This window comes from Ancylobacter koreensis (genome assembly GCF_023016525.1).
Lineage (GTDB): Bacteria > Pseudomonadota > Alphaproteobacteria > Rhizobiales > Xanthobacteraceae > Ancylobacter > Ancylobacter koreensis.
In genome coordinates this window covers 1,409,767-1,435,144 of sequence record NZ_JALKCG010000001.1, presented here as the reverse complement: position 1 = coordinate 1,435,144, position 25,378 = coordinate 1,409,767, and the positions used below count along the sequence as shown (strand labels likewise).

The following is a 25,378-nucleotide window of genomic DNA, read 5'->3' as shown; positions in this document are numbered from 1 at the left end:
TTGAGCAGAACGGAAGGGCTGCTGCGCAGAGTCTTGCGCTGGGCCCGGATCGGCGCCGCGCTTCGCGCAGCTTATCCGGGAAACAGTCGCGCCTTGTGTCCCGGACAAGCGGAGGCGCAGCCGAAGCGCCGATCCGGGATCCGGCGGAGAATCGCGCCTTAAGGCGGGAACCGCTCCTCCTCCCCCGGCGAAAGAGGAGGAGAAGCGGAAAGGCCCGCAGCGGCCTACCGCCCGCCGAGCACGGCGATGTAGTCGGACACCCAGCGGTAATAGGGCACGCAGCCGGCGGCCTGGCTGGCGCATTTGGCGACCGGGGTGCGCCAGAAGTGGATCTTCTCGAAGTCTTCCATGCCGTTGGTCTTGCAGCCCTCGGCGCCGAGCAGCTCGTTGCCCTTGCAGGCGGCCGGGACGGACGGCACCGAGCCGAACCACGAGGCGAGGTCGCCCTGCACCTTCGGCGAGAGGGAGTGCTCCATCCACATATAGGCGCAGTTCGGGTGCTTGGCGTCGACATGCATCATGGTGGTGTCGGCCCAGCCGGTGGCGCCCTCCTGCGGAATGGTCGAGGCGATCGGCTTCTTCTGGCTGACCAGCAGGTTCACCTGGAACGGCCAGGAGGAAGAGGCGACCACGCCTTCATTGGTGAAGTCGTCGACCTGGATCATGGCGTCGTGCCAGTAGCGCTGCACGATCTTGCGCTGCGCGCGCAGCAGGTCGAGCGCGGCCTTGTACTGGTCCTCGGTCAGCTCGTAGGGGTCCTTGATGCCGAGCTCGGGCTTGTGCGCCATCAAATAGAGCCCCGCGTCGGCGATGTAGATCGGCCCGTCGAAGGCCTGCACGCGGCCCTTGTTGGACTTGCCGTCCGGCAGCGTCTGCTCCTCGAAGACGACGTTCCAGCTCTTGGGCGCGCCGTCCTTGAAGGTCTCGGTGTTGTACATCAGCACGTTGGAGCCCCACTGGTAGGGCACGCCGTAATGGGTGCCGTTCACCGTGTGCCAGGGCGAACTCTGCAGGCGCTCGTCCACCGTGCTCCAGCTCGGGATCAGCTTGGTGTTGATGGGGGCGACCTTCTTGCCGGCGATGAGGCGCAGCGAGGCGTCGCCCGAGGCGGTCACGAGGTCGAAGCCGCCCTCGTTCATCAGCGCGACCATCTCGTCGGAGGTTCCGGCGGTCTTCACATTGACCTTGCAGCCGGTCTTCTTCTCGAAGGCGCTCACCCAGTCATAGGCCTTGTCGGTCTCGCCGCGCTCGATGTAGCCGGGCCAGGCGACGATATCGACCTGCCCCTCGCCCTTGCCGAGCGCCTTCATCTCGGCGGCGAAGGCGGGCTGGAGGGTGAGCGAGGCGCAGGCGACGAGCGCCGGCAGATGCAGATAACGGGCAATGGTCGGCATGATCTTTCCCTCTGTTCTGCGGGCGCTGGCCGCCCTTTAGGGAAAGTGTGCCGCCGCACCACGGCGCGCGCCACACCAAAGATCAGAAGGCAGGCATCGGAAAAACCGATGAGTACGGGATGTGCAGCTTCCAGCCGCTGTCACCGCCGGCCGGCATGGCGCGTGGCCGCGATGGAGACGAAACCGGCGGCGGCGCCGGAGAGCGGCGAGCCGCGCCGCCAGGCGGTCGCCACCTCCACCGCCGGGACGTCGTCGACCAGCGTGCGCGCCTCGATCTTGTCGCCTTCCAGCGACCAGGGACGATAGGTGAGGTCCGGCAGCACGGCGACGCCGGCGCCTGTCGCCACCAGCGAGCGTACCGCCTCCACCGAGCGGGTGCGGAAGGCCACCGGCGGGCGGATGCCGAGCCGGCGCCAGACGATTTCCGAGGCTTCCGCGATCTCGTCGATGGTCAGCAGCACATGCGGCTCGCCCGAGAGCTCGCGCAGGCTCACCCGCTCCTCGGCAAGCGCCGTGTGGCCGAGCGGCAGCCAGACCCGATAGGGCGAGACTTCGACCGCCTCGGTCTGCAACGCCGCCGAGCGGCGCCCCGGCGGCAGCACCATGACGGCGACGTCGAGTTCGCCGCCGACCAGCAGATGTTCGAGATAATCCGCCGCGTCCTCCACCGCCTCCACCGTGATGCCGGGGAAGGCGCGGCGGAAGCGGGCGATGAGATCGGAATAGATGTAGCCGGCAACCAGCGGGGTGACGCCGACCGACAGCCGGCCGGTGAGCGCCGCCGTCTCCGGCCCGGCCAGCGCGCGGCGCGCATCGGCGACGTCGCCGAGGATCTTGCGGGCGTGGCGCAGGAAATGGTGGCCCTTCAGCGTGAGATCAGCGCCGCGCGCGTGCCGTTCCAGCAGCCGGAAGCCGAGATCGAGTTCCAGCTCGCGCAGCGCCTCGGTAACGGTCGACTGCGAGATGGAGAGCGTATGCGCGGCCGAGGACACCGAGCCGTTCTCCGCCACGGCCACGAAATACTGGAGCTGGCGCAGCGAAAAGGCCATCGGGCGACCCATGATGGAACGGATTTTCCGATGGTAGCACGGAGGAATACAAACGGGGGAAGACAAAGACGACGAGCGGCTCCCCTCCACCTCCCGTCATCCCGGACGGCCGCAGGCCGATCCGGGATCGCGCGAAATGAATGGCGATCCCGACTCTCCGCTTCGCTGCGGCCGGGATGACAATGAAAGAAAACGAGACTACCGCCCCAGCAGGCTCTTCAGCTCGAAGCTCTCGTCAGCGGCCTGCTCCGGGGTGATCGCGGGCGTGCCGGCCAGCAGGCGGCGGCCGAGCATGTGGTCGGCCGGGCGGTTGACGCTCTCGATGGCGGTGAGCACGCCCTCGCGGAAGCGGAACACCGAGAAGCGTCGCGAGGCGGGATCGCCCCGCAGCACCCCCGCATCCGTCGGGCCGGCGAGGCCGACGATCTGCAGCTTGAGGTCGGCCTGGTCGCTCCAGAACCACGGCACGGCATCGAAGGGCGCTGGCTCCCCCGTGGGCGAGACCTTGCCCGTCAACCGGTGCGCAAGGCTGCGCGCCTGATCGACGGCGTTCTGCACTGATTCAAGCCGCGCCATCGCCCCGGCGAAGCGGCTGGGATAGGCCACAGCATCGCCGAGCGCGGAGATCGACGGATCGGCGGTCGCCAGATGCGCGTCGACGACGATGCCGTTCGCCACCTCCAGCCCGGCCTCGGCGGCGAGTTCCACATTCGGCACCACGCCGATGCCGACCAGCACGAAATCGGCGGGATGCACCGCCCCGTCAGTCGTCTCAACGCCGGTCACATGGCCGCCCTCGCCCGTCAGCCCGACGACGCCAGCGCCGAGCAGCAGCTTCGTGCCCATCGCCGCATGGGCCTGCGCGAAGAAGGCCGACATGTCGGGCGAGACGGCGCGGGCCAGCGGACGGGCGGCGGCCTCGATGACCGTCACCTCATGGCCGAGCGCGCGGGCCACCGCCGCGAATTCCAGCCCGATGAAACCGGCGCCGATCACCACCACGCGGCGGGCGGCCTCCAGCCGCTGCTTGAGCGCATCGGCATCGGCGCGGCTGCGCAGATAGAACACGCCGGCAAGCTCGCGGCCCGGCACCGGGAGCGGCCGGTTGCGCGCGCCGGTGGCGAGGATGAGGTGCGCGTAGTTCAGCGGCTCGCCGCCCTGCAGAAGCAGGCGCTTGGCCGCCCGGTCGATGGCGGCGGCGCGCGCGTTCACCAGTTCGATGCGGTGATCGGCATAGAAGGCGGCCGGGCGCAGCTCGATCTGCTCGATGCCGGCCTCGCCCTTCATATAGGCCTTGGAGAGCGGCGGGCGCTGATAGGGCACGCCCGGCTCGTCGCCGACGAGGACGAGGCGCCCCTGATAGCCGGATTCGCGCAGCGAGGCGGCGGCCTGGAAGCCGCCCTGCCCCGCGCCGACGATGACGATACCGGGAATATCGCTCACGCTTGTTCCTCACTTCTTGCGAGCGCCACCAGCCGGTCGCGCTCGTCATAGATCGCCGCGCCGATCCGCTCCATGAACTCGGCATCCGGCAGGCCGGGGGGGATGGGCGGCAGGAAGGACACGGTGATGGTGCCCGGCCGTATCTCGAAGCTGCGCGCCAGCCAGAACAGCCCGGCATTGTGCGCCACCGGCACCACGGGCAGGCCGAGCGCCTTGTAGAGCAGCAGCACGCCGCGCTGCATCGGCGCGCGCGCCTCCACCGGCTGGCGGGTGCCTTCCGGGAAGATCAGCAGGCTGCGCCCCTCACCCGCCGCCTCGCGACCCTCGCGGAACATCTTCTTCATCGCCGCGCCGCCGCCCGCCCGGTCGATAGCGATCATCGGCGAGCGCTTGAGGAACCAGCCGAAGACCGGGATGCGGTACAGCTCCTCCTTCAGCACGATGGCGACATCGGGCACCAGCGTGGCGGCGGCGATGGTCTCGAAGGTCGACTGGTGGTTGGCGACATAGAGCGCGGGCGTGTCCGGCCGGTTCGCCTCGCCGACGGTGCGGCATGCCACCCCCACGAGCCGCAGCAGCGCGAGCACTCCGCGCGCCCACACGCGCGAGAAGCGCCGCGTGGCGGGCGGATCGCGGCGCAGCGCGTAATAGGGAATGGTCGCGGCCAGCAGCAGCGTCCACAGGACGAGCAGGACGAGGAAGACGGTCGAGCGCAGGCGGGACATTGCGGAGCGGCAGGCCTCACGGATCACCCGGCCGGTCTAGCAGATCGGCGCGGCCGGCGGGAGGGCCGGCGGGCGTGGCGGACAGAGACCCGGCTCCGAGAGGCGGCGCGGGGGCGCCGTCGGGCTCGACGCCCCACCCTCTACCGCGTCATCCCGATACAACGTCATCCCCGGGCTTGACCCGGGGATCCACGACTCCCACCTCCCCGCCTCGACGAAGGCGTGGATGGCCGGGTCAAGCCCGGCCATGACGGGGTGCGGGCGAAGCGGGCCGGTGACGCCCTACCCCTCGATCAGCGCGAAGGCGTTCACGTCGAACAGGCCGAAATCGGTGATCTTCAGATGCGGGATCACCGGCAGCGGCAGGAAGGCGACCTGCAGGAACGGCTCGGGCAGCACGACGCCGAGCGCCTTGGCCGCCGCGCGCAGCGGAATCAGCGCGTCGTGCACCTCCTCGAACGAGGTATCCGCCATCAGCCCAGCCACCGGCAGGGCGAGCTCGGCCCGCACCTGCCCACCCTCGGCCACCACGAAGCCTCCCTTCAGGTCGATCAGCCGGTTCACCGCCACCGCCATATCGGCCTCGTCGACACCGACCACGGTGATGTTGTGGCTGTCATGGCCGACCGAGGAGGCGATGGCGCCGCGCTTCATGCCAAAGCCATGCACGAAACCGCGCCCGATATTGCGGTTCTTGCCGTGGCGGGCAACGACGCAGACCTTCACCGCATCCTTGTCCAGATCGGCGTGCTTCTCGCCGTCGATCACCGCGAGGTCGAAGCTCAGATCCTCGGTGATGATGCGCCCCGGCACCACGCCGATGACGCGGGTGGCGGGCCCGGTGGCGGGGATGCGGAAATCGGCGGCCTCGACAGGCTCGGCCTTCATGGAATCGAGGCCGACCGGCGGCACATGGGCGCGCGTGGCGAAGAGCTCGGGCGTCACCAGCCTTCCGGCGCTGACGACATGGCGCACCGAGCAGGATTCCAGATCGTCGAGCAGCACGATGTCGGCGCGCCGGCCCGGCGCGATCAGGCCGCGATCCCTCAGCCCGAAGGCGTTGGCCGCCGACCAGCTCGCCACGCGGTAGACATGGTGCAGCGGCGCGCCGCCCTTGATCGCCTCGCGGATCATGTAGTCGAGATGGCCCTCCTCGGCGATGTCGAGCGGGTTGCGATCGTCCGTGCAGAAGGCGAGGAAAGCCGAGGTGTCGGCCGAGATCAGCGGGATCAGCGCGTGCAGGTCCTTGGAAACCGAGCCCTCGCGGATGAGCACCGTCATGCCCTTCACCAGCTTCTCGCGCGCCTCCTCCAGCGAGGTCGCCTCGTGCTCGGTGCGGATGCCGCTCGCGATGTAGCCGTTGAGGTCGCGCCCGCGCAGCAGCGGCGCGTGGCCGTCTATGTGCCCGTCGGAAAAGGCGGAGAGCTTGTCGAGGCAGCCCGCGTCGCGGAACAGCACGCCGGGGAAATTCATGAACTCGGCAAGGCCGATGCCGGAGGCATGGCCGCGCAGCGCCACGAGATCGGCGGCATCCAGCTCGGCTCCTGCGGTCTCGAAGCCGGTCGCCGGCACGCAGGAGGAGAGCTGCACGCGCAGGTCCATGATCGTGTGCTCGGCACAGCGCTGGAACCAGGCGATGCCCTCCGCGCCCAGCACATTGGCGATCTCGTGCGGGTCGCAGATCGCCGTGGTGACGCCGTGGGGGAGCACGCAGCGGTCGAATTCCAGCGGCGTCACCAGCGAGGATTCGACGTGCAGATGGGTGTCGATGAAGCCGGGCACCGCGAACAGCCCGCTGCCGTCGATGACCGTCGCGCCGTCATAGCTGTCGTACGTGCCGACGATGCGGTCGCCGACGATGGCGATGTCGGTGCGGGTGATGGTGCCGGTGATGACGTCCAGCAGGCGGACGCCCTTGATCACCAGATCGGCCGGGGCGACGCCGCGCCCCGCGTCGATGAGGCGGCCGATCTGCGCGGGGCTGCGGGTGGTCATGGCCAGCGTCCTAACCTCTATTCCTTCCAGGCGCTCGCCCGGTCGAGCCGGGCGATCTCGGCGTCCGAGAGCGTCAGCTCGGCGGCGGCGATCAGCTCGCCGAGCTGCTCGACGCGCGAGGCGCTGGCGATCGGCGCCGTCACGCCGGGGCGCGCCATCACCCAGGCGAGCGCCACCTGCGTCGGCGTCGCGCCCTTGGCATTGGCCACCTCGTCGAGCGCGGCGAGGATGCCGAGGCCCTTCGGATTGAGATATTTGTCGACCAGCGACCGCCCGCGCACGCTCTTCTGCGCGTCGGCCGGGGTGCGGTACTTGCCGGTCAGGAAGCCGGCCGCGAGCGAGAAATAGGTGATGACGCCGAGCCCGTTGGCCCGGCAGATCGGCTCCAGCTCGGCCTCGTACCCGGCGCGCTCGCACAGATTATATTCGGGCTGCAGCGTCTCGTAGCGCGGCAGCTTCTCCCGCGTGGCCACCGCCAGCGCCTCGAACAGGCGCGGGCCGGAGAGGTTGGAAGCCCCGATGAGCCGCACCTTGCCGGCCCGGATCAGCTCGTCATAGGCGCCCAGCACCTCCTCGAACGGGGTTTCCGGGTCGTCCCAATGCGACTGGTAGAGGTCGATATAGTCAGTCTGCAGCCGCGTCAGCGAGGCTTCGACCGCCTCGCTTATATAGTCCGGCTTCAGGCAGACCTTGCCGAGCCCCATGTCGGCGCCGACCTTGGTGGCGATGACGAGCCGGTCGCGGTTGCCGCGCGCCTTCATCCAGCGCCCGATGATGGCCTCGGATTCGCCGCCCTCATGGCCGCTCACCCAGCGCGAATAGACGTCGGCGGTGTCGATGAAGGTGAAGCCGGCCTCGAACAGCCCGTCCAGCAGGCGGAAGGACGTGGCTTCGTCGGCGGTCCAGCCGAACACGTTGCCGCCGAAGCACAGCGGGGGAACCAGAATGTCGGAGCGTCCGAGGCGGCGCAGTTCCATCGTCATTTTCCTCCGGGTCGCGGGCGCGGCACCGGCCTCAGGTCGGCGCTCCGCGCGGAACGGGTCGCGAATGCGTCAGCCAATCTAGGGCAGGACGCCGGGAGGGCCAGCCACCTCCCGGTTGTAACGCGCCGCCCGCGCGCTCAGAACGCCTCGTCGTCGAGGCTGCCGACCTCGATGAGCTCGACCTGCTCGCGCTGGCAGACATTGCGCAGCTCGGGTGACGACACCGTGTCGGTGACGAAGGTGTCGATCTCGGCGATGGAGCCGATGCGCACCGGCGCGGTGCGCTCCAGCTTGGAGCGGTCGGCCACCAGTATGACCTGCCGTGCGTTGTCGATGATGGCGCGGGCGACCTGCACCTCGCGATAGTCGAAATCCAGCAGCGTGCCGTCCTCCTCGATGGCGGAGGCGCCGATGACGGCGTAGTCGACCCGGAACTGGCGCACGAAGTCAACCGCCGCCGAACCGATCACCGCGCCGTCGGCGTGGCGCACCGGGCCGCCGGCCATGATCAGCTCGATCTTCGGGTGGCGGTAGAGCAGCGTCGCCACGTTGAGATTGTTGGTGATGACCAGCATGTCCTCATGGTCCGCCAGCGCGCGGGCCACTTCCTCGGTGGTGGTGCCGATATTGATGAACAGCGAGGCGCGGTTCGGCACCATGCTGGCGGCGGCCTCGGCGATGGCGCGCTTGGCGCCCTGCGCCATGGCGCGGCGGGCCTCATAGGCGAGGTTCTCGACGCCGGAGGCGACCACGGCGCCGCCATGCACGCGCGACATCAGCCGTCGCACGCAAAGATCGTTGAGGTCCTTGCGGATGGTCTGGGGCGACACGTCGAAACGCGCGGAGAGGTCTTCGACGCTCACCCGCCCCTGCGCGCGCGCCAGCACGAGTATGTCCTGCTGGCGAGAGGAGATAGCGTTCATTCGGCCGGCGGGTCCTGTCTCCCGGGAACAGACGATCGTCTTCTACGGACGATTCGAAACGCATCCTGCACATTGGAGGCGTTCGCGGCAAACAGGTGCTTAGCTGCGCTGCAACATGAGCACGCTGGCCAGTCCACCGGCCGCCGCGATGGCGGCGAGGCCGAGCGTCTCCGGCGGCTCGCCCGCCATCTCGTGGAACAGTCGCACGGCGAGGATGGCGCCCGAGGCGCCGATGGGATGGCCACGCGCGAGCGCGCCGCCGCCGCGATTGATGCGGGCGGGATCGAGTCCGGCCCAGGCGCAATTACGCGATGCCTGCCCGGCCGAGGCTTCCATCAGCTCGACGACGGGAATCTGCGCCCAATCCAGCCTCGCTTCAGAGTCCGTGTTGTGGACGTCCACCAAAGCCGTCTCGAAGGCCGTCTCCCGCAGCGCGTGATCCACCGTCCCCGGCGGGTCCTCCGGCGCACCGGCGAAGGAGCGGACATAGAACACCTCAGCAAGCGGACGGCCGACATGGAGGCGACGCTCCACCCATTGCCGCGACGCCACCAGCACCACTGCGGCCGCATCCGCCTCCACCGCGACGCCGGCCGCGTCCAGTTCCGTCTCCCCGTCGCGATGGAGCACGGGCGCGCGGGCGCACAGGCGCTCGGTGAGCTCACGGGTGAAGCTGTCGAAGGCGAGGCCCGCCACCGGCACGATCTCGGCCTCCAGCCGCCCGCGCGCCGCCAGCGCCTTGGCGTGGCTCGCAATGGCGAAGGCCGCCTGCTCGGCCCGGCTCATCCCCCGCGCCGCCCGCGCCAGCACCTCGATCATGTCGGGATCGCGCGCCGGAAAGGGGGTGAAGGGCGGGCGGTCGTAGAAGACCGGCGCCTCGCCCTTCGTCCTCGGACGCACGGCGCGCAGCGGCGACCGGCTGAAGCTCTCCACCCCGCCGGCAAGCACGAGCTCCGCCGCGCCCGATTCCACCATGCGGACGGCAAGCTGGATCGCGTCGAGCCCGGAACAGCACTGCGTGTCCAGCGTCAGCGCCGGCACGCTCGCGGGAAGGCCGGCCGCCAGCGCCGCGAGGCGGGCGACATTGCCGCCGCCGGACAGCGCGTTGCCGAGGATGACGTGCTCCACCTCGTGCGGCTCGCGACCGGCATCGACAAGACAGGCCCGCAGCACCGGGGCGGCGAGATCGTGCGCCTCCATCGCGCGGAAGGCGCCGCCGCGCGGGGCCACCGCCGTGCGGCGAGCGCTGACGATGAAGGCCCCGCTCACCGTTTCAGCCTCTCATGAACGATGGCCTCCAGCGCCCGGAGGTCCGCCTTGCCGCCGGCGGTGCGCGGCCAGTCGTCGAGGGCGAGGAAGCGGCGCGGGATCTTGGCCGCCGGCAGCACCGCCCGGCAGGCGGCGCGCAGGGCGGGCTCGTCATATCGCCCGCGCAGCACCGCGACCAGCTCGACCCCGCGCAGCGGGTCGGGCACGCCGAACACCGCCGCCTCCTCGATACCGCAAAGCCCCGCCAGCACGGCCTCGACCTCCTCCGGGTAGACGTTGAGCCCCGAGGTGACGAGCATGCGCCGCTCGCGCCCGTGCAGATAGAGGAAGCCCGCCTCGTCCAGCCGCCCATGGTCGCCGATGGTGAGGAAGCCGTCCGCGCGGCGGGTCTCCGGGGCACTGCCGCAGGCGTATTCGTCGAACAGCATGGAACTGCCGACCCAGATGGCGCCCGCCTCGCCCACCGGCAGATCGCGGCCCGCCGCATCGCGGATGCGGAGCGTGACGCCGCGCGCGGCCCGGCCCACGGCGCCCGCCGGCACGCGCTCGTCGGGATGGGCGATGGCGACGAAGCTCAGCTCCGAGGCGCCATAGAACTCGGCGATGCGGGCATTCGGGAACAGCGCCTCGACCGCCGCACGGGTCTCCGGCCGCCATTTGGCGCCGCTGATCATCAGCATGCGCAGCGAGGGAAAGCTCTCGCCGGTGCCGGCCTCGACCAGCATCTGAAGCTGCGTCGGTGTCGCGTAGAGCGCGCTCACGCCGTGGCGCCCGATCAGCCGCAGCGCCCGGCGGGGGTGGAACTGGCGCATCATCACCGCGCGCGCGCCGATATGGAGCGCGTGGACGACGCCGTAGAGATGCAGCGAGGCGGCGAGCCCGCCCGGCGCGAGCACGACATCGGCGTCGCTTACGCCGAACTCGGCGGCGCTTACCGCGAAACTGTCGATCCAGGAGCGGTGGTTGCGCCGATAGCCCTTCGGCAGGCCGGTCGAGCCGGAGGTGAAGCCGACATAGAAGGGCGCCTCCGGCGCGGGTGGCTCGGCAAAGGGCGCGGGCGGCACTTCCGGCAGCGCGTCGAGCGTGAGAGCGGGCGCCAGCGCCGCGTCGATGGCGGCGCGGTAGGGCGCCGGCCAAGAGGGATCGTAGACCAGCGCCTGTCGCCCGCTCACCGCGCAGGCGAAGAAGGCTTCCACCAGCGCCGGCGCATTGCCGCTCGTGAGCGCCACGCCCTCGCCCGGCGCGGTGCGCCCGGCCAGCCATGCGGCGAGCCCGCCGACGTGCGTGGCGAGTTGCGCGCGGGTCAGCACCTCATCGTCGCACACCAGCGCCAGCCGGTCCGGCGCGGCCTCCGCCAGCGCCGGCAGCCTCGCGCCGATGATCGGCGCCTCCGCGCTCACGCGTTGCGCGAGAGCAGGGCCTCGGGCATGCCGCGCGCCACCGTCTGGGCGATCAGCGCCACCAGCACCGCCTTGATCGTGTCGCCGGGGATGAAGATCAGGCACGCCTTGGCGGCGTCGAGCGGCGCCAGCCCGCCGACCAGCGACATGCCGGCGATGCCGAAGGCGTACATCACCAAGATGCCGCCAATGACCGCCGCCACCAGCGCGGAGGGGAATACCGGCGCGGTGCGCAGCGCCTGCATGATCCAGCCGGCGACGAAGGCCACCGCGATCCAGCCGAAGATGAAGCCGACGGAGGGCGAGAAGAACACGCCGAGCCCGCCGCGCCCGCCGGCCAGCAGCGGCGCGCCGAGCGCCACCACGAACAGCAGCAGCACGATGGCGAGCGCCCCGCGCCACGCGCCGAGCATCACGCCGGCCAGCATGGCGCCCATGCTCTGCGCGGTGATGGGCACCCCGCCGGCGAAGGGCAGGTCGAAGCGCGGCAGCAGGCCCAGCATCGCAAAGATCGCGGCATAAAGGGCGATCTGCACGAGCGAACGATCCTTCATCGGTGGCCTCCTCGGGGTGCGCCGCCCCGCGCAGCAAGCGCCTCGGCGGTGTTATGGGACAGTCTCAGCGTCTGGATACAGAATGGCGCGAGCAGGCGCCAGCCGCCCCGCCGGCCGGAACGGGCACGGTAGGACTCGTTCAGCGCCTCCCACAGGGCGAACAGCAGCGGGATGAGGCGGATCATCATCGCCACCGCCAGCGCGACGCGGCGCGGGGCGACGCCGAACAGCCGCAAAGGCATAAGCAGCGGCTCCACCGCGTCCATCATCGCATCCATGCGGGTGGTCATGGTCACGGCATTGGCCAGCAGCACCATGGCGACGATGCGCAGCACCACCAGCACGCCGAACAGGACGTCGCCGCTCCACCAATGCAGCGCCAGCAGGATGACGAACAGCATCCAGAGCGGGCGCAGCAGCGCGATCTGCGCCAGCGCCGCGCGCCCGAGAGAGGCATAGAGCGCCAGCACCGCGACCACGAGGCCCGTCATCACCGCCACGCTGTCGACCGGCGTGATGGCGAGGCTGACAAGGGCCAGCGCCAGCAGCTTCCAGCCGGCGGGCATGCGATGCAGCCAGGTACGGCCGGGCAGATAGAGCGAGATCATGGACGAGGGATCTCCGGCGCGGCGCCACCGGGTTTCCCGGACAAGCTGCGCATCGCGCAGCGCCGATCCGGGACCCAGGAATAATCCGGCGAAGCCGCCGAACCTAAAAAGTATGTCCCTACGGGTGATTCTTGTGCTGGGTCCCGGCGCGGCACTTCGGCTTCCCCTCCGTTGGGCCGGGAAACGCAGGATGTCCCGCTCACGCCAGCGCCTCCGCGAAGGCGCGGTAGGCCGCGACCACCTCGCCGGGAGCGCCGTCCATCCGCACCCGCCCTTCATGCAGCCAGACCACGCGGTCATAGGCGGCGAAGGCGTCAAGTTCGTGCGCCACCAGCACCACCTGCTGCGGCAGGCCGGCGACCAGCGCCTCCAGCCGCCGCCGTGTCGGCAGGTCGAGGCTGGAGAAAGGCTCGTCGAGCACGATCACCGCCGGCCCCATCACCAGCACGGCGATGATGCAGAGGAACTGCTTCTCGCCCTCCGAGAGCGCATGCACCGGCCGCTCCGCCCAGTGCGCGCGGCCGAAGCGTTCGAGCGCGGGGATGGCCGCCTTCGCCGCCTCGCGGCGCGGCAGGCCGGACTGTTCGAGGCTGAAGGCGACCTCCTCGGCCACCGTCGGGAAGATGATCTGGTGGTCGGGGTTCTGGAAGATGAAGCCGACCTTGCGCGGCAGCTCGTCCGCCTTCTCCGCCGCGTCGAGCCCATGCACGACGACACGGCCGGCATCGGCCGTCAGCAAGCCGTTGAACAGACGCACCAGCGAGCTCTTGCCCGAGCCGTTGGTGCCGATCAGTCCGACGCGCCGCTCGGCCAATTCCAGCGACACGCCGTCGAGCACCGTGCGCCCGCCGCGCGTGAGGGTGACGTTGTCGAGGCGGAGGGAGGCGTTCATCGCGGCCGACCCGCGGTCAGAGCGTCATGGCCGGGCTTGACCCGGCCATCCACGCCTTCATCGGGCAAAGATATGGATCCCCGGGTCGAGCCCGGGGATGACGGCGACGGGAAACGGGGCCGCCGAACAGTCTCACAGCATTTCCAGCGCGCGCTTGCGGCCGGGCGGTGGGAAGGCCTTGTCGAGCGCGGCGAAATCGTCGGCGTCGAGCCTGATGTCGCGCGCGCCAGCGTTCTCGCGCATGTGCTCGGGGCGCGAGGCCTTGGGGATGACGATGTTGTTGGGGCTGCGCAGCACCCAGGCCAGCGCCACCTGGAACGGCTTCACCCCGTGCTTGGCGGCGATCTCGGCGAGCACGCCGGCGGTCTTGATGCGGCCCTGCTCGATGGGGCTATAGGCCATCAGCGGCACCTCGTTCTCCTCCAGCCACGGCAGCAGGTCGAATTCCGGCCCGCGCCGGGTGAGGTTGTAGAGCACCTGGTTGACCGCGCAGGCGTCGCCTCCGGGCGTGTCCCAAAGCTCCAGCATGTCGTCGGTGTCGAAATTCGAGACACCCCAGTGGCGGATCTTGCCCTGGCTTTTGAGGTGCTCGAAGCCGATCACCGTCTCGGCCAGCGGCACGCCGCCGCGCCAGTGCAGCAGGTAGAGATCGAGATGATCGGTCTTCAGCCGCTTCAGGCTGCGCTCGCAGGCGGCGACGACGCCGGCGCGGCTGGCGTTCTGCGGATAGACCTTGGAGACGAGGAACACCTTGTCGCGCAGCCCGGCCAGCACCTCGCCGAGGAAGCTCTCGCACGCGCCCTCGCCATACATCTCGGCGGTGTCGACCAGTCTGAGGCCGAGCTCGACGCCGAGGCGCACCGATTCGGTCTCGTCCTTACGCGCCGCCGCCCGCTCGCCCATCATCCAGGTGCCGATGCCGAGGGCCGGAACCTTTTCGCCGCCGGGAAGAACCACCTTGCCGCTCATCGCGCCTCTCCATTGCCTGTTCAGGCGGATTGCCACTCCCGCGCGGCGTGCGCAAGCGGGCGGCACGCTTCCATGCTATCTTCGTGCCGTCACCATCCTTTCCGCCGACACCGGACGCCTATGCCGACGCCCCTTCACCACACGCCCCCCGAGGCCGACCCGCCGGACGCGCCGGAGCCGAGCCTCGCCATCGGCCTGTCGGCGGTGATCGTGGCGGTGACGGGCGACGACCCCAAGGTGCTGACCATCCGCCATGGCGACGGGCGCGACTCGCTTCCCTCCGGCCCGCTGGAGCGCGGCCACCGCACGCTGGAGGTGGGCCTGCGGAGCTGGGTGGAGCGGCAGACGCTGCAGGAGCTCGGCCATGTCGAGCAGCTCTACACCTTCGGCGACCGCGACCGCGGCGAGGATGGCGCGCGCGCGCTCTCCCTCGCCTATCTCGCGCTGGTGCGCGAGGCGCGCCCGGCGGGCGACGCCGACGCGGCGTGGCAGAGCTGGTACCGCTACTTCCCGTGGGAGGACTGGCGCGACGGGCGGCCGGGCGTGCTCGACAGCCTTGAGCCGGGCCTGCGCGCCTGGGCGGCGGGAGCGGCGAGTTCGCGCATGGGCGAGATGCGCGCCGAACGCGTGGCGCTGTGCTTCGGCGGCGCCGCGCGCGGCAGCGAGGCCGGCTGGAACGAAGAGCGCGTGCTGGAACGCTACGAACTGCTCTACGAGGCGGGGCTGGTCGCCGAGGCGCTGCGCGAGCGCGGCTCCGACCGCCTGGCGCCCGGCACCTCCGGCGCGGAGATGCGGGAGGACCATCGCCGCATGCTGGCGCTCGCCATCGCGCGGCTGCGCGGCAAGATCAAGTACCGCCCGGTGGTGTTCGAGCTGATGCCGCCGAGCTTCACGCTTGGCCAACTCCAGCTCACGGTGGAGGCGCTGTCGGGCACGCCGCTGCACAAGCAGAACTTCCGCCGGCTGGTGGAGCAGCAGCGGCTGGTCGAGGAGACCGGCGAGACCACCGCCGAGACCGGCGGCCGCCCCGCCCGGCTGGTGCGCTTCCGCCGCGAGGTGCTGCTGGAGCGCCCCGCCCCCGGCCTGCGCCTGCCCGGCGGCTTTGCGCGGCGGTGATCACTGGCGGCGGATCAATCACGCCCGTCGATCCACTTCGCCATGACGATGCGCGGGGCGACCTCGAAGCCGAGCTTCTCGTAGAAGGCGACGACCGCCCTATTGGTCTCGCGCACCAGAAGCTGCGCCTTGACCACGCCGCGCGCCTTCAGCCAGTCCTCGGCCGCCGCGACGATCGAGGCGCCGACGCCCTGGCGCTGCAGCATGGGATCGACCGCGACGTAATAGAGCCAGCCGCGATGCCCGTCATGGCCGACCATGGCGCTGGCGCAGACGCGGCCGCATTCGAGCCGGGCCACCAGCACCTCCGAGCTGGCGCCGGCCCGCGCGAAGCGGAAATCCGTCGCCGGATCGTTGCACGGCACGGTCAGCCCGCAGGCACGCCACAGATACACCACGGCCCGCTCGTCCGCCTCCCGCGCGGGCTCGATCTTCAACGTCATTCCTGCATTCTCCCGCAGCCCTGCCGACACCCAAAAAATCCAATGGCCCGATTTGTGACGAACTGTTGACAGCGACTTATACTCAGTCCTAGCATAAGCAGGATCGCCGGGCTTGGAGCCCGGTTCTCTTTGGCCCAAATTATACTCAAAACGAGCATAAGGGAGGATGCGATGCTGGACCTGAACGTGGCGGCCCGCCGCGACGGCGGCGAGCCCATCGCCGCCGGCTCCACCGGTTTCGTGCACGGCTTGGCGCCCGCCGCCAGCCCCGCGGCGCTCCCGCTTCCCCATCTCTATGCCCGCGTGTCCAAGCACCTGACGCCGGCGGAATGGCCGCTGGTCGCCCGCGAGGTCGAGGCGATCGAACGCCTGAAGCGCGAGCGCAACGCCGTCGTGCTCGGCCATAACTATCAGGCGCCCGAGATCTTCAACACGGTGGCCGACATCGTCGGCGACTCTCTCGCCCTCGCCCGCGAGGCGGTGACGGTCGACGCCGACGTCATCGTCATGGCGGGCGTGCATTTCATGGCCGAGACCGCCAAGCTGCTGAACCCCTCCAAGACCGTGCTGATCCCCGACAGCAAGGCCGGCTGCTCGCTGGCCGAGAGCATCACGGCGGAGGATATCCGCCTGCTGCGCAAGCATTATCCCGGCGTGCCGGTCGTCACCTATGTCAACACCTCGGCCGAGGTGAAGGCGGAGAGCGACTATTGCTGCACCTCCGGCAACGCCGTGAAGGTGGTGCGCCACGTGGCCAAGGAATGGGGCGTCAACCGCATCCTCATGCTGCCGGACGAATACCTCGCCCGCAACGTGCAGAAGGACGTGCCGGAGATCGAGCTGATCGCCTGGAAGGGCCATTGCGAGGTGCATGAGCGCTTCACCCCGCAGGACATTCGCGACCTGCGCGAGGCGCATCCCGGCGTGATCGTGCTCGCCCATCCCGAATGCCCGCCCGAGGTGGTGGCGGAGGCCGACTATGCCGGCTCGACCGCCGGCATGGCCGATTATGTGCGCGACGAGAAGCCCGCCCGCGTGGTGCTGATCACCGAATGCTCCATGGCCGACAATGTCGCGGTGGACCATCCCGACGTCGAGTTCGTGCGCCCGTGCAACCTGTGCCCGCACATGCGGCGCATCACCCTGCCGGCGATCCGCCGCGCGCTGGAGACCATGACCACGCAGGTCGAGATCGATCCCGCCGTGGCCGGCCGCGCCCGGCTCGCCGTCGAACGCATGCTCGCCATCCGCTGATCGCGGGAGAGGATCGCTTCGTGAACCATTCGCCGCAGAATGTCGTCGTGGTCGGCGGCGGGGTCGCCGGCCTCGCCACCGCGCTGCATCTGGCGCCGCTGCCCGTCACCCTCGTCGTCGCCTCCCCGCTCGGCAGCGAGGCGGCGACCGGCTGGGCGCAGGGCGGCATCGCCGCCGCCATCGGCGCGGACGACCGGCCGGATTTCCACGCCATCGACACGCTGACCGCCGGGGCCGGGCTTTCCGAGCCGCATGTGGCGCGCCGGGTGGCGGGCGCCGCGCCCGCCTCCATCGACTGGCTGCTCGACATCGGCACGCCGTTCGATCGCAACGCCAATGGCAGCCTCGCCCTCGGGCTGGAGGCCGCCCATTCGCGCCGGCGCATCGTGCATGCGGACGGCGACGGCACCGGCCGCGTCGTGCTGGAAACGCTGGCGCGCGCCGCCCGCGCCTGCCCCTCCATCCACGTGATGGAAGGCTGGCGGGCGACCGCGCTGCTGAGCGACGCGCAGGGCCGCGTCGCCGGCATCGCCGCGCGCGACCGCGAGGGACGCCTCCTCCCGCTGCCCGCCCGCGCCGTGGTGCTGGCGACCGGCGGTCTCGGCGGGCTCTACGGCTCCACCACCAACCCGCTCGGTGCCACCGGCGGCGGCCTCGCGCTGGCGGCGCGTGCCGGGGCGGTGCTCCGCGACATGGAGTTCGTGCAGTTTCACCCGACCGCCATGGCGGTAGGCGCCGACCCGATGCCACTCGCCACTGAGGCGCTGCGCGGGGAAGGCGCCAGGCTGTTCAACGAGCGCGGCGAACGCTTCATGGCCGATGTGCCGGGGCAGGAGCTGGCGCCGCGCGACGTGGTGGCCCGCGCCATCTTCGCCGAGATCGCCGACGGCCGGCGCGTGGTGCTGGACGCCCGGATGCGCGACATCGAGAGCCGCTTCCCCGGCGTCGTCGCGCTGTGCCGGGCCAACGGGCTCGACCCCGCGCGCGAGCCGATCCCGGTGCGGCCGGCGGCGCATTACCACATGGGCGGCGTCAAGGTGGACGATGCCGGGCGCGCCAGCGTTGCGGGCCTGTGGGCCTGCGGCGAGGTGGCCTCCACCGGGCTGCACGGGGCGAACCGGCTCGCCAGCAATTCGCTGCTGGAAGCGCTCGCCTATGGACGCTGGATCGCCGAGGACATCGCCGGCGCGCCCATGCCGACGTGCGCACCCGGTCTCGCGGCGCCGGCGCCGCGCCCGCTCTCGCCGGCACGCGCCGAAATCCGCGCGCTGATGGACCTGAAGGTGGGCGTAGTGCGCGACGCGCAGGGGCTGGAGGAGGCCGCCGGCCGGCTCGGCGAGCTGGCCGACGCCACCGGCGACGACCTCTCGCTGGTGGCGCTGGCCATCACCGAGGCGGCGCTGCGCCGGGAGGAAAGCCGGGGCGGCCATTTCCGCGCCGACCATCCCGCCCCCGCCGCGCAGGCCAGCCATTCGCAGACCCTGCTGGCCGACATCCGGTCCTGCGACGCCGCACAGGAGCGGCGCGTGGCGTGACGCCACGTCGACCGCGAACGCGGACGGAAACCGATTGCGAGTGACACCATGACCCTCTCCCCCCTGCCCCGCCTGCTGGTCGAGCCGATCGTGCGCGCCGCGCTGCTGGAAGATCTCGGCCGCGCCGGCGACGTGACGAGCGGTGCCGTCATACCCGCCGAGGCCCGTTTCGAGGCGGTGATCGCCTCGCGCCAGCCGGGCGTCGTCGCCGGCCTCGACGCGGCGGTGATCGCCTTCGCGCTGGTCGACCCCTCGGTGAAGGCCGAAATCGTGCGCGGCGACGGCGCGTCGGTGGCGCCGGGCGACGTGGTGATGCGGCTTTCCGGCCCGGCCCGCTCCATCCTCACGGGAGAGCGGGTGGCGCTCAACATCGCCTGCCGCATGTCCGGCATCGCCACCGCCACCGCCGGCCTCGTCGAGATCGCCCGCGCGCATGGCAACGCGCAGATCGTCTGCACGCGCAAGACGACGCCGGGGCTGCGGGCGCTGGAAAAGCACGCGGTGAAGGCGGGCGGCGGCTCCAATCACCGCTTCGGCCTCGACGATGCGGTGCTGATCAAGGACAACCACATCGCCGTCGCCGGCGGCGTTGCCCCGGCCATCCGCGCGGCGAAGGCCCATGCCGGCCACATGGTGAAGATCGAGGTCGAGGTCGACACGCTGGCGCAGCTCGACGCCGCGCTGGCCGAAGGCGTCGACGCGGTGCTGCTCGACAATATGGACCCGGCCACCCTCGCCAAGGCGGTCGCGCTGGTGAATGGCCGGGCGCTGACGGAAGCCTCGGGCCGGGTGTCGCGCGAGACGGTCGGGCCCATCGCGGCGAGCGGGGTGGACCTCATCTCGGTCGGCTGGATCACCCACTCCGCCCCGATCCTCGATCTCGGGCTCGACGCGGCGAGCGTGTAAGCGGCACGGTGTCCCGGCCAGGCGGCGGCGCAGCCGGCGCGTGGAGCCGGGACCCAGGAGAAACACTTCGGCGATACCTCGCCTCCTCCAACCGCGCCATAAGCATGTTCGGCGAAGCGTTTTCCGGCGGGTCCCGGCTCGCCTTCCGACGACGCTACAGGCGTCCGGGATACGACGCCCCCCTGCCAAGGTAGCAGGCCCGCCATGCCGCGCGCGCGGGTCGCTGCCCTTGAATGAGGCATGCTTTTGTGCGATGCATATAAGCGTCTGCTAATGGTTATGCGGGAGAGACCGACAGTCCTCCCGGACATGTGTCGGCGCCGACGGAGCAACCCCCCAGGAAACTCTCAGGCACCACGGACCGCATAATCAGGACAATCTGGAGAGAGGCGTCGACGCCCGTCACAGGCGTCAGGACGTCCACCGAAGGGGAAGCCCGGGAAGGCGGCATCGCCGCTTCGTCTCGGGGCGAGCTCTCAGGTACCGCGACAGATTGGGGACAGCCGGCTGAGCGCTTTGCGGAAACGCCCGCGCTCACGCCTTGTGGTCCTCAAGCGCGGGAGCCTCCCATGCGCCAGATTGCCGTTATCGGTGCCGGTATCACCGGAATCACCACTGCCTACGCCCTCAACGAGAAGGGCTACGACGTCACCGTCATCGACCGCCAGCGCTATGCCGCGATGGAAACCTCCTTCGCCAATGGCGGCCAGCTCTCCGCCTCCAATGCCGAGGTGTGGAATTCCTGGGCGACCGTGCTCAAGGGCATCAAATGGATGTTCACGCCGGACGCCCCGCTGCTGATGAACCCCAAGCCCTCCTGGCACAAATATTCCTGGATGGCCGAATTCCTCGGCAACATCCCGAACTACACGGCGAACACGGTCGAGACCACGCGCCTCGCCATCAAGGCGCGCGACTACATGTTCGACATCGCCGCGCGCGAGGGCATCGACTTCAACCTCGAAAAGCGCGGCATCCTGCACGTCTACCGCGACAAGGCCGCCCAGGATAATGCCCGCAAGGTCTCCGCGCTCTACGCGCAGGGCGGGCTGGAGCGCCGCGAGGTGACGCCGGCCGAAATCCGCGCCATCGAGCCGACGCTGCACGGCGACTTCTATGGCGGCTTCTTCACTCCCTCCGATTCCACCGGCGACATCCACCAATTCACCTTCGGCCTCGCGGAAGTCTGCCGGCGCCGGCGCGTGCGTTTCGTCAGCGAGGCGAGCGTGGAAAGCGTGCGCCATGACGGCAAGGGGTCGGACGGCACCGGCGTCGAGGTGACCTTCACCGTGGCGCCCGACGCCGAGGACCGGCCGCCGGTGCGCGAGACGCTGCGCTTCGACGGCGTGGTGGTGTGCGCGGGCATCGGCTCGCGCGCCATCGCCGCCGGCCTCGGCGACCGGGTGAACATCTATCCGGTCAAGGGCTATTCGATCACCGTGATGCTGGACGACGAGCAGAGCCAGAACGGCGCGCCGTGGGTCAGCCTACTGGACGACAAGACCAAGATCGTCACCTCGCGCCTCGGCCGCGACCGCTTCCGCGTGGCGGGCACCGCCGAGTTCAACGGCGAGAACCGCGACATCCGCGCCGACCGCATCCGCCCGCTGGTGGACTGGACGCGCCGGCTGTTCCCCGGCGTCTCGACCGAGAAGGTGGTGCCCTGGGCCGGCCTGCGCCCGATGCTGCCGGACATGATGCCGCGCGTGGCCGCCGGCAAGCGGCCGGGCGTGTTCTACAACACCGGCCACGGGCATCTCGGCTGGACGCTCTCCTGCGCCACCGCGCAGATCATCGCCGAGACGGTCGCCGATGCCATGCCGATCGAGACCCCGGCCCCGATGCTGCGCATCGCCGCCGAATAGGTCCGCCTGCCCCCCACCCGGACGCCCCCGCCGTCCGGGTCCGAGCCGATCCCTTCCGGCTCCATCCCCCGTCCCCGGCTCGCGCCGGGGGCGGGGGTTTTGCTTTTCGAGGGGCGGTGCCGCACAGTGCCGGCATTCCCTGGGGAGAAGCGGGATGAACGAGGCGGACGCCGCCGCGCTGGCGCGCCGGCTGCACGAAGGCCAGTTCGACAAGGCCGGCCAGCCCTATATCGGCCATCTCCGGAGCGTCGCCGCCAATCTGCGCCGCCGCTGGCCGGATGCCGGCGCCGAGGAGATCGCCGCCGCGTGGTTGCACGACGCCATCGAGGATTGCGGCGTGACGGAACAGGATTTGCGCGCGCTCGGCGTGCCGGAAGAGACCTGCCGCATCGTGGCGGCGGTGACGCGCCCGGCGGGTTCGGACTATCTCGACTGGATCGGCGAGCTGGCGCGCAGCGGCGACCGCGCGGTGATCCGGGTGAAGCTGGCCGACAATGAGGACAACCGCGCACCCGAACGCGTCGCCGCGCTGGCCGACGGGCCGCAGCGCCTCGCCGCGCGCTACGAGCCCGCCCGGCTCCTGCTGGAAGCCGGGCTCGCCGCCTGCGACGCCCGCGCCTAGAGCTTCACCGCGCGCAGGCGCAGGGCGTTGCCGATCACGCTGACCGAGGACAGCGCCATGGCGAGCGCCGCCACCATGGGCGAGAGCAGCAGGCCGAAGACGGGATAGAGCACGCCCGCCGCGATGGGCACGCCGGCGCCGTTGTAGAGGAAGGCGAAGAACAGGTTCTGCCGGATGTTGCGCATCGTCGCCTGCGACAGCCGGCGCGCCGTGACGATGCCGGTGAGGTCGCCACGCAGCAGCGTTACCCCGGCGCTCTCGATGGCGACATCGGTGCCCGTGCCCATGGCGATGCCGACATCGGCGCTGGCGAGCGCGGGGGCGTCGTTCACCCCGTCGCCGGCCATGGCGACGACGCGGCCCTCGCGCTTCAGGCGCGCCACCACGGCGGCCTTCTCGTCCGGGGCGACCTCCGCCTCGACCTCACCGATGCCGAGCCGGCGGGCCACCGCCTGCGCCGTGGTGCGATTGTCGCCCGTGAGCATGACGACGCGGATGCCCTCGGCCGCGAGATCGGCCAGCGCCTGCGGCGTCGTCGCCTTCACCGGATCGGCGATGGCGATGGCGGCAGCGGGCGTGCCGTTCACCGCGAGGAAGATCGCGCTGGCGCCCTCGCGGCGCAGCTCGTCGGCGCGGCCTTCGAGCGGCGCCGCATCGATGCCCAGCTCCTTGAGGAAGGCCGCACTGCCGATGACCACGCGCTTGCCTTCGACGAGGCCGTAGGCGCCCTTGCCGACGGGGCTGTCGAAGCCCCGCACCTTGGGAAGGTCGATGCCCCGCTCCTGCGCCGCCGTAACGATGGCGCGCGCCAGCGGATGCTCGGAGAGACGTTCGACGGCGGCCGCAAGGCGTAGCGCCCCGGCGTCCTCGAACCCCTCGGCGGTGACGATGGCGGTGACGGAGGGCGCGCCCTCGGTGAGCGTGCCGGTCTTGTCGACCACCAGCGTGTCGACCTTCTCCAGCCGCTCCAGCGCCTCGGCGTCGCGGATGAGCACGCCCATCTGCGCGCCGCGCCCGACGCCGACCATGATCGACATCGGCGTGGCGAGGCCGAGCGCGCAGGGGCAGGCGATGATGAGCACCGCCACCGCCGCGATGAGCGCATGGGCGAGGCGCGGTTCCGGCCCGAATACCGCCCAGGCAAGGAAGGCGAGTACCGCGCAGGCGACCACCATCGGGACGAACCAGCCGGCGATACGGTCGGCGAGGCGCTGGATCGGCGCGCGCGAGCGCTGCGCCTGCGAGACCATCTGCACGATGCGCGCGAGCATGGTGTCGCGGCCGATCTTCTCGGCGCGGATGACGAGGCCGCCGGAGCGGTTGAGCGTGCCGCCGATCACGCCGTCGCCCTCGCCCTTGGTGACGGGCATGGATTCGCCGGTGACGAGGGATTCGTCCACCGCCGAACGGCCCTCCACCACAATGCCGTCCGCCGGCACCTTCTCGCCCGGCCGCACGCGCAGCCGGTCGCCGACGCCGACCTGATCGAGCGCGATCTCCTCCTCGCTCTCGTCGGCATTGATGCGCAGCGCCGTCTTCGGCGCGAGGTCGAGCAGCGCCCGGATGGCGCCGGAGGTCTGCTCGCGGGCGCGCAGCTCCAGCACCTGGCCGAGCAACACCAGCACGGTGATGACGGCGGCGGCCTCGAAATAGACCGCCACCGTGCCGTCCGCCCCCCGGAAGGCGGCCGGGAACAGGCCCGGCGCAAAGACCGCGACGAGGCTGTAGAGATAGGCGACGCCGGTGCCGATGGCGATCAGCGTGAACATGTTGAGATTGCGCGTGACGAGCGACTGCCACCCACGCACGAAAAAAGGCCAACCGGCCCACAGCACCACGGGCGTGGCCAGAGCGAGCTGGATGATGCTCGATACGCCCGGCGGCACGAGATGGTGCAGCGCCGGCACCAGATGGGCGCCCATTTCCAACGCGAAGACCGGGACGGTGAGCGCGAGGCCGATCCAGAACCGGCGCGTCATGTCGATCAGTTCGTGGTTCGGCCCGGAATCGAGGCTGACCAGCAAGGGTTCCAGCGCCATGCCGCAGATCGGGCAGCTACCGGGACCGATCTGGCGGATCTCCGGGTGCATGGGACAGGTATATTCCGTGCCCTCCGGCACCGGCTCGGCCGGCGCCCTGTCGCCGAGATATTTTTCCGGGTTGGCGATGAACTTGGTCCGGCAGCCCGGGGCGCAGAAATAATAGGTGAGGCCCTTGTGCTCGGCCTTCAGCGTCGCGGTGTGCGGGTCGACCTCCATGCCGCAGACGGGGTCCTTCGCCATGTGCGCCCCGGCGGCGGGGGTCGCCGCGGGGGCGTGACCATGTCCGTGATCGTGCGAATGGGCGTGGCCGTGGGCGCCGTCATCATGGGCGCCGCCGCAGCAGGAGCCGCCGGCCGCCTTCGGGCCCTGCGCCGCGTGATCGTGATCCTTCTGCGTCATGGCGCCCTCCTGCATACCCCTATGAGGTATCTGACCCTTGCGATATATACCCCGACAGGGTATATGGCAAGCATGCAGAACGACACCCGCACCGCCTGCCTGAAGCGCCTGAGCCGGATCGAGGGACAGGTGCGTGGCCTCTCCCGCATGGTCGAGGACAACCGCTACTGCATCGACATCGTGACGCAGGTCGCGGCGGTGCGGGCGGCGCTGAAGAAGGTCGAGGAGCAGGTGCTGCGCGACCATGTCGGCCATTGCGTCGAGCACGCGATACAGTCCGGCGACGCCGACCAGCAGCGCGCCAAGGTCTCCGAGCTGATCGAGGTGCTCGGCAAGCTCAAGGGCTGAGGCGGGTCAGTTTCGCTGCAGGGCGAGATGCGTGCCGAGGCCGACCAGCACCGCCCCGCCGGCCCGCCGCATGAGGCGTTGCGCACGGCCCGAGCGGCGCAGCCTCTCGACCAGCGCCCCCGCCAGCAGCACGCAGACGAGATCGGCGGAGGTGAACATCACATTCACGATCGTTCCGAGCACGAGAAACTGCGCCCAGACCGGCAGGCTGGCCGCCGGATCGATGAACTGCGGCAGCAGCGCCACGAAGAACAGCGCCGTCTTGGGATTCAGCAGCTCGACCGCCACGCTCTCGAGAAAGGCGCGACGGGCCGACTTGGCGACGGGCGCCGGCACGGCGGCCTCCGTGCCCTGCCCGCGGGAGCGGAACATGCCGATGCCGAGCCACACCAGATAGGCGGCGCCCGCCAGCTTCACGCCCGTGTAGAGCAGCGGCACCGCGTGGAACAGGACGGAGAGGCCGGCGGCGGCGGCCACCACATGGCCGTAGCAGCCCAGATGCAGGCCGAGCACCGCCGTCAGGCCGGACAGACGGCCGCGCGCCAGCGTCTGCGCCGCCGTGTACAGCATGGCCGGGCCGGGAATGCAGGCGAAAAGGCCCGCCGTGGCGAGGAAGGCCAGGAACAGTTCGGTGCGCGGCATGC

At 70.6% G+C, this 25,378-nt stretch carries 23 protein-coding genes and 2 riboswitches; of the genes, 7 read left to right on the top strand and 16 right to left on the bottom strand.

The window, feature by feature from the left end; genetic code table 11:
- Positions 1-224: 224 nt before the first annotated feature.
- The 13 genes from MWN33_RS06590 to MWN33_RS06530 all read right to left on the bottom strand — a co-directional run bounded on the left by MWN33_RS06590 (position 225) and on the right by MWN33_RS06530 (position 14,204).
- Complete coding sequence (locus MWN33_RS06590) at positions 225-1,394, bottom strand: ABC transporter substrate-binding protein (protein ID WP_425531958.1); 1,170 nt, start codon at positions 1,392-1,394, stop codon at positions 225-227.
- A 140-nt stretch (positions 1,395-1,534) separates the two neighbouring features.
- Complete coding sequence (locus MWN33_RS06585; protein ID WP_247199806.1) at positions 1,535-2,443, bottom strand: LysR family transcriptional regulator; 909 nt, start codon at positions 2,441-2,443, stop codon at positions 1,535-1,537.
- Between the two features lie 198 nt (positions 2,444-2,641).
- The gene (locus tag MWN33_RS06580) at positions 2,642-3,886 is read right to left on the bottom strand and encodes an NAD(P)/FAD-dependent oxidoreductase (RefSeq protein ID WP_247199624.1); all 1,245 of its coding nucleotides are present in this window, start codon (positions 3,884-3,886) and stop codon (positions 2,642-2,644) included.
- Positions 3,883-4,611: a lysophospholipid acyltransferase family protein gene (locus MWN33_RS06575; protein ID WP_247199623.1), complete on the bottom strand. Its 729-nt coding sequence runs from the start codon at positions 4,609-4,611 to the stop codon at positions 3,883-3,885. Before MWN33_RS06575 ends, MWN33_RS06580 begins: the two co-directional genes overlap by 4 nt.
- A 282-nt stretch (positions 4,612-4,893) precedes the next feature.
- Entirely contained in the window at positions 4,894-6,606 is a 1,713-nt protein-coding gene (gene ade, locus MWN33_RS06570) for an adenine deaminase (RefSeq protein ID WP_247199622.1), read from the bottom strand.
- A gap of 17 nt (positions 6,607-6,623) precedes the next feature.
- The gene (locus tag MWN33_RS06565) at positions 6,624-7,583 is read right to left on the bottom strand and encodes an aldo/keto reductase (RefSeq protein ID WP_247199621.1); all 960 of its coding nucleotides are present in this window, start codon (positions 7,581-7,583) and stop codon (positions 6,624-6,626) included.
- Positions 7,584-7,726: 143 nt separating this feature from the next.
- A complete protein-coding gene (locus tag MWN33_RS06560; RefSeq protein ID WP_247199620.1) occupies positions 7,727-8,512 on the bottom strand; it encodes a DeoR/GlpR family DNA-binding transcription regulator in 786 nt (261 codons plus the stop codon).
- 99 nt (positions 8,513-8,611) lie between these two features.
- On the bottom strand, positions 8,612-9,781 hold the full coding sequence (locus tag MWN33_RS19140) for a thiolase family protein (RefSeq protein ID WP_247199619.1): 1,170 nt from the start codon (positions 9,779-9,781) through the stop codon (positions 8,612-8,614).
- Positions 9,778-11,181, bottom strand: a complete 1,404-nt coding sequence (locus tag MWN33_RS06550) for an AMP-binding protein (protein WP_247199618.1) — start codon at positions 11,179-11,181, stop codon at positions 9,778-9,780. The genes MWN33_RS19140 and MWN33_RS06550 overlap by 4 nt, the downstream gene beginning before the upstream one ends.
- Entirely contained in the window at positions 11,178-11,735 is a 558-nt protein-coding gene (locus tag MWN33_RS06545) for a biotin transporter BioY (RefSeq protein ID WP_247199617.1), read from the bottom strand. Before MWN33_RS06545 ends, MWN33_RS06550 begins: the two co-directional genes overlap by 4 nt.
- Entirely contained in the window at positions 11,732-12,343 is a 612-nt protein-coding gene (locus tag MWN33_RS06540; RefSeq protein WP_247199616.1) for an energy-coupling factor transporter transmembrane component T family protein, read from the bottom strand. Before MWN33_RS06540 ends, MWN33_RS06545 begins: the two co-directional genes overlap by 4 nt.
- 199 nt (positions 12,344-12,542) lie before the next feature.
- A complete protein-coding gene (locus tag MWN33_RS06535) occupies positions 12,543-13,235 on the bottom strand; it encodes an energy-coupling factor ABC transporter ATP-binding protein (protein WP_247199615.1) in 693 nt (230 codons plus the stop codon).
- A 132-nt stretch (positions 13,236-13,367) separates the two neighbouring features.
- A complete protein-coding gene (locus tag MWN33_RS06530; RefSeq protein WP_247199614.1) occupies positions 13,368-14,204 on the bottom strand; it encodes an aldo/keto reductase in 837 nt (278 codons plus the stop codon).
- A gap of 120 nt (positions 14,205-14,324) precedes the next feature.
- Between MWN33_RS06530 and MWN33_RS06525 the strand changes: the two genes are divergently transcribed.
- The gene (locus MWN33_RS06525; protein ID WP_247199613.1) at positions 14,325-15,320 is read left to right on the top strand and encodes an NUDIX hydrolase; all 996 of its coding nucleotides are present in this window, start codon (positions 14,325-14,327) and stop codon (positions 15,318-15,320) included.
- A 14-nt stretch (positions 15,321-15,334) separates the two neighbouring features.
- Here MWN33_RS06525 and MWN33_RS06520 read toward each other — a convergent pair whose 3' ends face one another.
- Positions 15,335-15,763 carry a GNAT family acetyltransferase gene (locus tag MWN33_RS06520; RefSeq protein ID WP_247199612.1) on the bottom strand — a complete coding sequence of 143 codons (429 nt, stop codon included), beginning with the start codon at positions 15,761-15,763 and terminating at the stop codon, positions 15,335-15,337.
- A gap of 171 nt (positions 15,764-15,934) precedes the next feature.
- On the opposite strand from MWN33_RS06520, the gene nadA reads away from it, so the two are divergent.
- The 5 genes from nadA to MWN33_RS06495 all read left to right on the top strand — a co-directional run bounded on the left by nadA (position 15,935) and on the right by MWN33_RS06495 (position 21,945).
- Positions 15,935-17,017 (top strand): quinolinate synthase NadA, encoded by a 1,083-nt coding sequence (gene nadA / locus MWN33_RS06515; protein WP_247199611.1) that lies wholly within the window; start codon positions 15,935-15,937, stop codon positions 17,015-17,017.
- 20 nt (positions 17,018-17,037) lie between these two features.
- Complete coding sequence (locus tag MWN33_RS06510; RefSeq protein WP_247199610.1) at positions 17,038-18,552, top strand: L-aspartate oxidase; 1,515 nt, start codon at positions 17,038-17,040, stop codon at positions 18,550-18,552.
- Positions 18,553-18,600: 48 nt separating this feature from the next.
- Complete coding sequence (gene nadC / locus MWN33_RS06505) at positions 18,601-19,458, top strand: carboxylating nicotinate-nucleotide diphosphorylase (RefSeq protein ID WP_247199609.1); 858 nt, start codon at positions 18,601-18,603, stop codon at positions 19,456-19,458.
- Between the two features lie 272 nt (positions 19,459-19,730).
- Positions 19,731-19,832, top strand: a riboswitch (glycine riboswitch).
- Between the two features lies 1 nt (position 19,833).
- Positions 19,834-19,954, top strand: a riboswitch (glycine riboswitch).
- A 73-nt stretch (positions 19,955-20,027) separates the two neighbouring features.
- Positions 20,028-21,323 (top strand): D-amino acid dehydrogenase, encoded by a 1,296-nt coding sequence (locus tag MWN33_RS06500; RefSeq protein ID WP_247199608.1) that lies wholly within the window; start codon positions 20,028-20,030, stop codon positions 21,321-21,323.
- Between the two features lie 154 nt (positions 21,324-21,477).
- Complete coding sequence (locus MWN33_RS06495) at positions 21,478-21,945, top strand: HD domain-containing protein (protein WP_247199607.1); 468 nt, start codon at positions 21,478-21,480, stop codon at positions 21,943-21,945.
- On the opposite strand, the gene MWN33_RS06490 is transcribed toward MWN33_RS06495, so the two are convergent.
- Positions 21,942-24,386, bottom strand: coding sequence for a heavy metal translocating P-type ATPase (locus tag MWN33_RS06490; protein WP_281493576.1), 2,445 nt, complete (start codon positions 24,384-24,386; stop codon positions 21,942-21,944). The two genes, MWN33_RS06495 and MWN33_RS06490, sit on opposite strands and share 4 nt — an antisense overlap.
- A 72-nt stretch (positions 24,387-24,458) precedes the next feature.
- On the opposite strand from MWN33_RS06490, the gene MWN33_RS06485 reads away from it, so the two are divergent.
- Positions 24,459-24,734 (top strand): metal-sensitive transcriptional regulator, encoded by a 276-nt coding sequence (locus tag MWN33_RS06485; RefSeq protein WP_247199606.1) that lies wholly within the window; start codon positions 24,459-24,461, stop codon positions 24,732-24,734.
- A gap of 6 nt (positions 24,735-24,740) precedes the next feature.
- Here the strand turns inward: MWN33_RS06485 and MWN33_RS06480 are convergent, their stop codons facing one another.
- The gene (locus tag MWN33_RS06480; protein ID WP_247199605.1) at positions 24,741-25,376 is read right to left on the bottom strand and encodes a LysE family translocator; all 636 of its coding nucleotides are present in this window, start codon (positions 25,374-25,376) and stop codon (positions 24,741-24,743) included.
- Positions 25,377-25,378 lie beyond the last annotated feature (2 nt).